The 8084-nt window shown below is 62.2% G+C and carries 5 protein-coding genes; 2 read left to right on the forward strand and 3 right to left on the reverse strand.

The genetic code is table 11. The features are described from left to right. Positions 1 to 206: 206 nt before the first annotated feature. Positions 207 to 1187, forward strand: coding sequence for a LysR substrate-binding domain-containing protein (locus tag BM438_RS20090; protein ID WP_093636602.1), 981 nt, complete (start codon positions 207 to 209; stop codon positions 1185 to 1187). Positions 1188 to 1240: 53 nt separating this feature from the next. On the opposite strand, the gene xdhC is transcribed toward BM438_RS20090, so the two are convergent. Genes xdhC through xdhA form a run of 3 tightly spaced genes read right to left on the reverse strand, consistent with a single transcriptional unit; the run spans position 1241 to position 5786 of the window. Further along, positions 1241 to 1807: a xanthine dehydrogenase accessory protein XdhC gene (gene xdhC, locus BM438_RS20095; RefSeq protein ID WP_244179403.1), complete on the reverse strand. Its 567-nt coding sequence runs from the start codon at positions 1805 to 1807 to the stop codon at positions 1241 to 1243. Between the two features lie 60 nt (positions 1808 to 1867). Continuing rightward, positions 1868 to 4234, reverse strand: a complete 2367-nt coding sequence (gene xdhB / locus BM438_RS20100) for a xanthine dehydrogenase molybdopterin binding subunit (protein WP_093636627.1) — start codon at positions 4232 to 4234, stop codon at positions 1868 to 1870. 28 nt (positions 4235 to 4262) lie between these two features. Next, positions 4263 to 5786: a xanthine dehydrogenase small subunit gene (gene xdhA / locus BM438_RS20105; RefSeq protein WP_093636606.1), complete on the reverse strand. Its 1524-nt coding sequence runs from the start codon at positions 5784 to 5786 to the stop codon at positions 4263 to 4265. A gap of 389 nt (positions 5787 to 6175) precedes the next feature. On the opposite strand from xdhA, the gene BM438_RS20110 reads away from it, so the two are divergent. Continuing rightward, the gene (locus tag BM438_RS20110) at positions 6176 to 7387 is read left to right on the forward strand and encodes an MFS transporter (protein WP_093636608.1); all 1212 of its coding nucleotides are present in this window, start codon (positions 6176 to 6178) and stop codon (positions 7385 to 7387) included. Positions 7388 to 8084 lie beyond the last annotated feature (697 nt).

An 8084-nucleotide genomic window follows, 5' to 3' on the forward strand; every position in this document is an offset into this window, starting at 1 on the left:
GTGCCTGTGCTTGCACAGGCCTTTTCGGACGTGATGGTGTCAAAAAGGCCGTCCTGATGCCGGCCATACCGCGCCTGCTATGCCGCCACACCGCAAACGGGCCTAAGGTTATAACCTTTGCGCCCCGCTCTCGCGATCTGGCTCGCGGGCGGCTCCGTACGACGCTTCATCCGGACCCGACCTGCTTGCATCGCCTCGCCTAAACCATGGACGATTCCGCCGCTTCCCTCGATATCTGGCTCGTGCGCGTGCTGCGCACGCTGATCGTCGAGCGCAGCGTCACACAAACCGCGCTGCGTCTGAATCAGACCCAGCCCGCCATCAGCACCGCGCTGCGCAAACTGCGCGAGACGCTGAACGATCCGATCCTCGTGCGCGGCAAGTCGGGCATGGTGCCGACCGAATACGGCGAATCCTTGCTGGCCTCGGCGCAACGCGTGCTGCGCGAAGTCGATTTCGTTGCGACGCCGCACGGCGACTTCGATGCCGGCCGCTCGCGCCGGACCTTCCGCGTGGCGGCGCCGGACTATCTGAACGACTTCTTCATGCCCACCGTGATCGCGCAGTTTCGCGAAGCGGCGCCGCATGCGCGTCTGGAGATCGATTCGTTGAGCCCGATGCTCGACCATTCGGCCGCGCTCGATGCCGGTGAACTCGATCTGGTGATCGGCAACTGGCCGAAGCCCGATCCGCGTTTCGAGCGCAGTGACCTGTTCTCCGATACGGTGGTATGCCTGATGCGCGCCGATCATCCGCTCGCACGCACGCCGATGACGCGCGAAGCGTATCTCGCCGCACCGCATCTCGCGCCAACGCCTTATAGCGGCGCCAGCGGCGGCGCCGTCGACATCGGGTTCGCGAGGGCACGCGCCGAGCGGCGCATCGTCACCACGCTGCCCTACTTCGGCCTCGTGCCGCAAACGCTGCTGCAATCGGATCTGATCTTCACGACCACGCGGCGTTTCGCAATGCACTATGCCAGCATCCTGCCGCTCGCGGTGGTCGAAGTGCCGATTCCGTTTCCGCGCATCAAGTGCTATCAGCTGTGGCATCCGCAGCCGGATCGGCCGAGCGATGTCGGCTGGCTGCGTACGCTGATGTCGCAAGTGTCGGATGAATTGATCGCGCAGAAGGTGCGGCGCGCGAAACGGCCGGTGAAAAAAGAAACGTCAGCCGCGGAGGGCTGACGTTGTGGTGTGGTGCTTGACGGCTCGATGTTGCGTTTGAAGGCTCTCTCCGCCTAGACGCTCGCGCAAAGCTTCTGCATTGCCGCCTGAGCCGAGGCTTGACGTGAACGGATCTGCAGCAACTCGGCACACACCGCGACCGCGATCGCCGAAGGCGCTTTATCCACAATGCCGGTCACGCCGATCGGGCACGTCATCTCCACCAGCCGATCCAGATCCACGCCTCGATCCAGCAAACGACGCTCGAATTTCACACGCTTTGTCTTCGATCCGATCATGCCGAAGTAGGTGAAATCGCGCCGCCGCATGATGCGCGCGGCGAGCGAAAAGTCGAGCGCGTGGTTATGCGTCATCACGAGGAAATACGCGCCGGGCGGCGCAGTGTCGACGATCGCTTCGGGCGTGTCGGTCGCTTCGATCTGCACGTTGGCCGGGGTTTCGTCGGGGAACAGTTCGTCGCGCTCATCGACCCACTGGACGACGCACGGCAAGCTGCCCAGCAGCGTGACGAGCGCATGGCCGACGTGCCCCGCGCCGAACAGCACGATGTGCATCGGCGCCGGACGCGGCGCTTGCACGGCGCTGCGCCGGCCGATCTGAACGGAAGAGAAGTCGTTCATGGCGATCATTCCAGTGAGTTTCGATATTTGCACGATTGTCCTTAGCTAGCCAGTTGCGCTTTACTGCCGCGCCGCCGCGGTTGCCGCCCGCACTGCGCCGACTGCCTTCAAGATTTCCTCGCTGGTCGCGGGCGCATTCAGCGGCGGATTGACCTTGTGGTCACCCACGGCCGACACCGCATCGCGCACGGCAAAGAACACCGAGAACGGCAGCAGCAGCGGCGGCTCGCCGGTCGCCTTCGAACGGTGGATGCTGTCCTCCGCATTGCGGTTCTTGAACAGACGCACACGGAAATCGGGCGGCGTATCGTTGACGGTCGGAATCTTGTAGGTCGACGGCGCGTGCGTCATCAGCTTGCCGCCCGCGTTCCACCACAGTTCTTCGGTCGTGAGCCAACCCATGCCCTGGATGAACGCGCCTTCCACCTGACCGACGTCGAGCGCCGGGTTCAGCGATGCGCCCACGTCATGCAAAGCGTCCGCGCGCAGAACGCGCATTTCGCCGGTCAGCGTGTCGATCACCACTTCCGACACGGCTGCGCCGTACGAGTAGTAGTAGAACGGGCGGCCTTGCAGCTTCGATTGATCCCAGTAGAGCTTCGGCGTGGCGTAGAAGCCGTCCGACCAGAGCTGGACACGTGCGACGTAGGCCTTCGCGATCACTTCTTCGAACGGCACGATCATCTCGCCGACTACTACGCGGTCGTGCACGAAACGCACTTCCGAGGCGGCCACCTGTCCTGCGCCGAAACGCTCGGCGGCGAAGGCCGACAGACGCTCGCGCAACTGACGAGCGGCGTCTTGCGCAGCCTTGCCGTTCAGGTCCGAACCGGTCGATGCAGCGGTCGCCGACGTATTGGCAATCTTGCTCGTATCGGTCGCCGTGACGCGGATGCGGTTAAAGCCGATGCCCAATTCATGCGCCACGACCTGGGCGACCTTGGTGTTCAAACCCTGGCCCATTTCGGTGCCGCCGTGGTTCACCAGCACCGAACCATCGGTGTAGATGTGCACCAGCGCGCCGGCCTGGTTAAAGTGGGTCACGTTGAACGCGATGCCGAACTTGACCGGCGTGAGCGCCAGGCCCTTCTTCAGCACTTCGTTGTTCGCGTTGAACTCGTTGATCGCTGCACGGCGCGCGCGGTATTCGCTGGTCGCTTCGAGTTCGTCGATCAGTTCGTGAATCACGTTGTCTTCGACCACCTGACCATACGGCGTCTGGTTGCGCTCGGTCTTGCCGTACAGATTGCGGCGGCGCACGTCGAGCGAATCTTCGCCCACCGAACGCGCGACGTTGTCCATGATGTACTCGATCGCGAACGCGCCTTGCGGACCGCCGAAGCCCCGGAACGCGGTGTTCGACTGCGTGTTGGTCTTGCCGCAGAAGCCGTCGATCGTGACGTCGGACAACCAGTACGCGTTGTCGAAGTGGCACAGCGCACGCGTCATCACCGGACCGGACAGGTCGGCGGAGAAGCCGCAACGCGAGGTCATGTCGACCGTCACGCCGTCGATCACGCCCTTGTCGTCGTAGCCCACTTCGTACGTGTAATGGAAATCGTGGCGCTTGCCCGTGACCATCATGTCGTCGTCGCGGTCCGGACGCAGCTTGACCGGGCACAGCAGCTTCCATGCAGCGAGCGCCGCGCAGCACGCGAACAGACCCGATTGCGATTCCTTGCCGCCGAAACCGCCGCCCATCCGGCGACATTCGATCAGCACATTGTGCGACGCCACGCCCAACGCATGCGCGACCATGTGCTGCATTTCGGTCGGGTGCTGCGTCGAACAGTAGACGTGCATGCCGTCGTCGTCTTTCGGCACCGCGTACGAAATCTGGCCTTCCAGATAGAACTGCTCCTGGCCGCCGAGCAGCATTTCGCCGGCTTCGCGACGCGCCGCGCGGGCGATCTTCGTATCGGCTTCGCCGCGCGCGAGTTTCATCGGCGGCAAGACGTGCTGGTTCGCGGCGCGGGCCTGTTGCGCGGTGAGGATGGCCGGCAGTTCTTCGTAGACGATTTCGGCGCGGCGCGCAGCGAGGCGCGCGATGTCATGCGAGGTCGCGACCACGATGAACATCGGCTGGCCGACGTATTGCACGACACCGTCCGCCAGAATCGGATCGTCGCCGTGGACGATCGGACCCACGTCGTTGACGCCGGGGATATCGCCCGCGGTGAAGATCGCGACCACGCCGGGCGTGGCGCGCACTTTGTCGAGCGCCATCGAGACGATCTTCGCGTGCGCTTTCGGCGACAGGCCGAGCGCGGCGTGCAGCGTGCCGGCGAGCGTCGGGATGTCGTCGGTGTATGTGGCGCGGCCACTCACGTGCAGATGCGCGGACTCGTGCGGGCGCGAGACGTGGACCTGGGTAAAGTCGTCGAGCTCCTTGAGGTCTTTCAGGAACGGTTCGGCTTGCTGATTCATTGTGGTGTTCTCCGTATCCTTTGGCTTCTTAAGCGCCGACTGGGGCGCAGGCAGCGGCGACTGCACGAACATCCAGCGCGCTCTTGGGCAGCGGATTGTTCGGACGCGTTTCGAGCCAGAAGCGGTACAAGGTGTTCTTCGCTGCTTCGAGGCGGTAGTTGCTGGTCGCGCGCATGTCGCTAAGCGGCGCGTAGTCGTTGCCGAGCGCGAGCATCGCGGCCTGTGCGGTAGCTTCGTGCCATTCGGCGTCGCGCAGCACGGCTTCAGCGTGCGTCGCGCGCTTCGAAGTGGCGGCCATGCCGCCGAACGCAATGCGCGGCTCGCGGATCACGTTGCCGTCGGCGATGAAGGAAAACGCGGCGCACACGGCCGAGATGTCCGAGTCGAAACGCTTCGACAGTTTGTAGGTGCGGAACTGCAGATTCTTGCGCCCGCCGTTACGGGTCGGCACCTTGAGGCCGACGACGAACTCATGCTCCGCCATATCCTTCTTCTGATACGCGAGGTACAGATCCTCAAGCGGCATTTCGCGCTCGATCTCGCCGCCGCGCACGATCACGCGCGCGCCGAGCGCGATCAGGCCCGGCATCGAATCGCCGATCGGCGAGCCGTTGGCGATATTGCCGCCGAGCGTGCCGGCATTGCGAATCGGCAGCGACGCGAAGCGCTGCTGCATTTCGAACAGTTCCGGGTACTGCTTGATGATTTCCGTATAGGCCTTTTCGACGCTCACGCCCGCGCCGATCTCGATCCAGTCGTCGTTGGTTTCGAGCTTCTGCAATTCGGCGATCTGTCCGACATACACGATGTTGCCGAGCTCGCGCATCATCTTGGTGACCCACAGACCGATGTCCGTGCTGCCGGCGAGAATACGCGCGGCCGGTTCGGCTTCCTTGATCTTCGCGAGCGCCGCGACCGTGCGCGGCGCGTCGAACTGCTGACCGGCGTGCTGGTAATGAAAGGTGTCCTTGCGCTCGAGCGTGGCGAGTGCGTTCGACAGCGCTTCGATATTGACCGGTGCTTTCGGCGCGGGCGCTTCGAACATGCGCACGGCCGCATCGACGATCGGACGATAGCCGGTGCAGCGGCACAGATTGCCCGTCAGCGCATTGCTGATCTCGTCACGCGACGGCACGGATTTATTTGCGCAGCTATGTTCGTGACCGTGCTTTTCGTACAGCGACCACATTGACATCACGAAACCAGGCGTGCAGAAGCCGCATTGCGAACCGTGGCACTCGACCATCGCTTCCTGCACCGGATGCAGCGAGCCGTCCGGCTGACGCAGGTCCTCGACGGTGAAGAGCGCTTTACCGTCCAGCGTCGGCACGAACTGGATGCAGGCGTTGACCGCCTTGAAGTCGACGCCGCCCGCCTCGTTACGCTCGCCGATCACGACCGTGCACGCGCCGCAGTCGCCTTCGGCGCAGCCTTCCTTGGTGCCGGTGCAATGCACGTCTTCGCGCAAATACTGCAGGACGGTGCGGGTGACGGGCGCATCCTTGATCTCACGGATCGCGTTGCGGTGGTAGAAGCGAATCGGCTCAGTCATGTCTCGTTACTCTCAATGTTCTGTGTCCGTTGGGACGTGCTGCGATGATGGTTCGAAAACTATCACCATCAATAAATACAACCCATAGCGGGGATCGCATGCGGGACATATTCGCGAAACGATATAGAGATGGGTTTGGGGGTCGGTTGGCTTATGTTGAATTGGCTGTTTTGCCACATTTTTTGCGTAATTATAGTTTTTTGGCCATCCACAGCTAAAGTCCATTCATCCAGTTGGTATCGAAAGACCACTCGTGCAGGGTGAAAACGGATCACTATATCGATCCGGCACCGTTATTTAGGCACCGAAATTATTAAGCAACCCCTGCAAGGGAATCGGTTCCATGGGAAAATCACGCCTTCCCGCCGTTTTCAAGTCTCGTTTTCCCCATGTCCACCGACTCAGCGACACCGCGCAGCGAATTTGCGACGACCATGCAGATCATTCCGGTCGTCTTTTTCACGTTTCTTTGCTACCTGACGATCGGCATTCCGCTCGCGGTGCTGCCGGGCTACGTCCACGATGACCTGGGTTACAGCGCGATTCTGGCTGGCGCGGCGATCAGTGTTCAGTACCTGGCGACGCTGGCATCGCGGCCGCTCGCCGGCCGTTCGGCCGACACGTTAGGGCCGAAGCGGACGGTCACGATCGGCCTGCTGGGTTGCGGCGCGAGCGGGATCCTGTTGCTGCTGGCGGTGTTGTGCGGGCGCTGGCCGGTGGTGAGTCTGGGGCTGCTGGTGTGCAGCCGTCTCGTCCTCGGCTTCGGCGAAAGCCTGTGCGGCACCGGTGCGATTTTGTGGGGCATCGGCCGGGTGGGCACGAGCAACAATGCGCGGGTGATTTCGTGGAACGGTATCGCGACATACGGCGCGCTCGCCATTGGCGCACCGCTTGGCGTCGCGATTGCGCACACGATCGGGTTTGCCGCGTTGGGCGTTCTGGTGATTTTGCTGGCGGCGCTCGGGTTTTATCTGGCGCGGCCTATCGCGCCGGTGCCGATCGTGCATGGTGAGCGGATGTCGTACCGGAGCGTGTTCACCCGGGTGCTGCCGCATGGGATCGGGTTGGCGCTGGGCTCGGCCGGCTTTGGGTCGATTGCGACGTTCATCACGCTGTTTTATGCCGCGCGGCATTGGCCTAATGCGGCTTTGTCGCTGACTGTTTTTGGCACGCTGTTTATCGGTGCGCGGTTGTTGTTCGCTAATACGATCAAGGCTTACGGTGGGTTCCGGGTCGCGATTGCTTCGTTTTCGTTTGAATGTGCCGGGTTGTTGATGTTGTGGTTGGCGCCGGAGCCACATATTGCCCTTGCGGGGGCGGCGTTGACCGGGTTTGGGTTTGCTTTGGTGTTTCCTGCTCTTGGTGTTGAGGCGGTCGGGCTTGTGCCGCCCGCTAGCCGGGGGGCGGCTTTGTCGGCTTATTCTGTGTTTCTTGATCTTTCTCTGGGGATTACGGGGCCGTTGGCCGGGTATATCGCTGGGGAGTTTGGTTATGCGCAGGTGTTTTTGTTTGCGGCGGTTGCTTCCGCGATGGCGGTCGTGCTGTCGACGATGATGTACTTGCGGAATTCGAGAGCGCCGAATGCGCCTGCGGCGACCTGATTTTTTTGCTTGCTTGGCGCTTGTTTGTCCGTGTTCTTAGCGCTTTGGCCTTTCCTTGATTTGTTAGTGGTCTATTAGCGTTGCCCCTGTGCGGGGCGGCACTTACTTTCTTTGCCGCCGCAAAGAAAGATAAGCAAAGAAAGCGGCTAGAAGCCCCTGCTAAGCGGGTCCCGCAGCTCGCTCACGGTAGTGGTGCATCTGGAATCTGTGTTCGTGCCCGTGCATAAGCTTGTGACAAGGGCGTCATACTTCCGGCGGCGCTGCGCGCGCCGAAGAGCCGTTCATAAAACCATCCGCTAGGTTTTGACTCCCCCCTCGCCACCGGATCGTGGCTCGACCTTGCACCGCGCAGCCGCGACCGTGATGGCGGGGCACGGATACATCATTTGAAGTTAGGGTTCCAAGGTGAGTGCAGAGCGCCTCGCCGAGGCGGAGCCAACGGCCCCCACAAACCAAAACCGAAGCCGGCGGTTTCCCATGCAGACCCGTCCGCGACGCACGTAGTGCGGAGTGGGAGCTGATGACTCCTTTGTCACTAACGCCGAATGTGCGAGAACACGGATTCCAGTCGCACCACTACCCCAGGCAGACCACGGTGCCCACTTAGCAGGGGCTTCTAGCCGCTTTCTTTTGCCTACTTTTCTTTGCGGCGGTGTATAGACCGGAGACATAGCTGACAGGTGTGCGGGGACATGGT

It is taken from the genome of Paraburkholderia aspalathi (assembly GCF_900116445.1).
GTDB classification, from domain to species: Bacteria; Pseudomonadota; Gammaproteobacteria; order Burkholderiales; family Burkholderiaceae; genus Paraburkholderia; species Paraburkholderia aspalathi.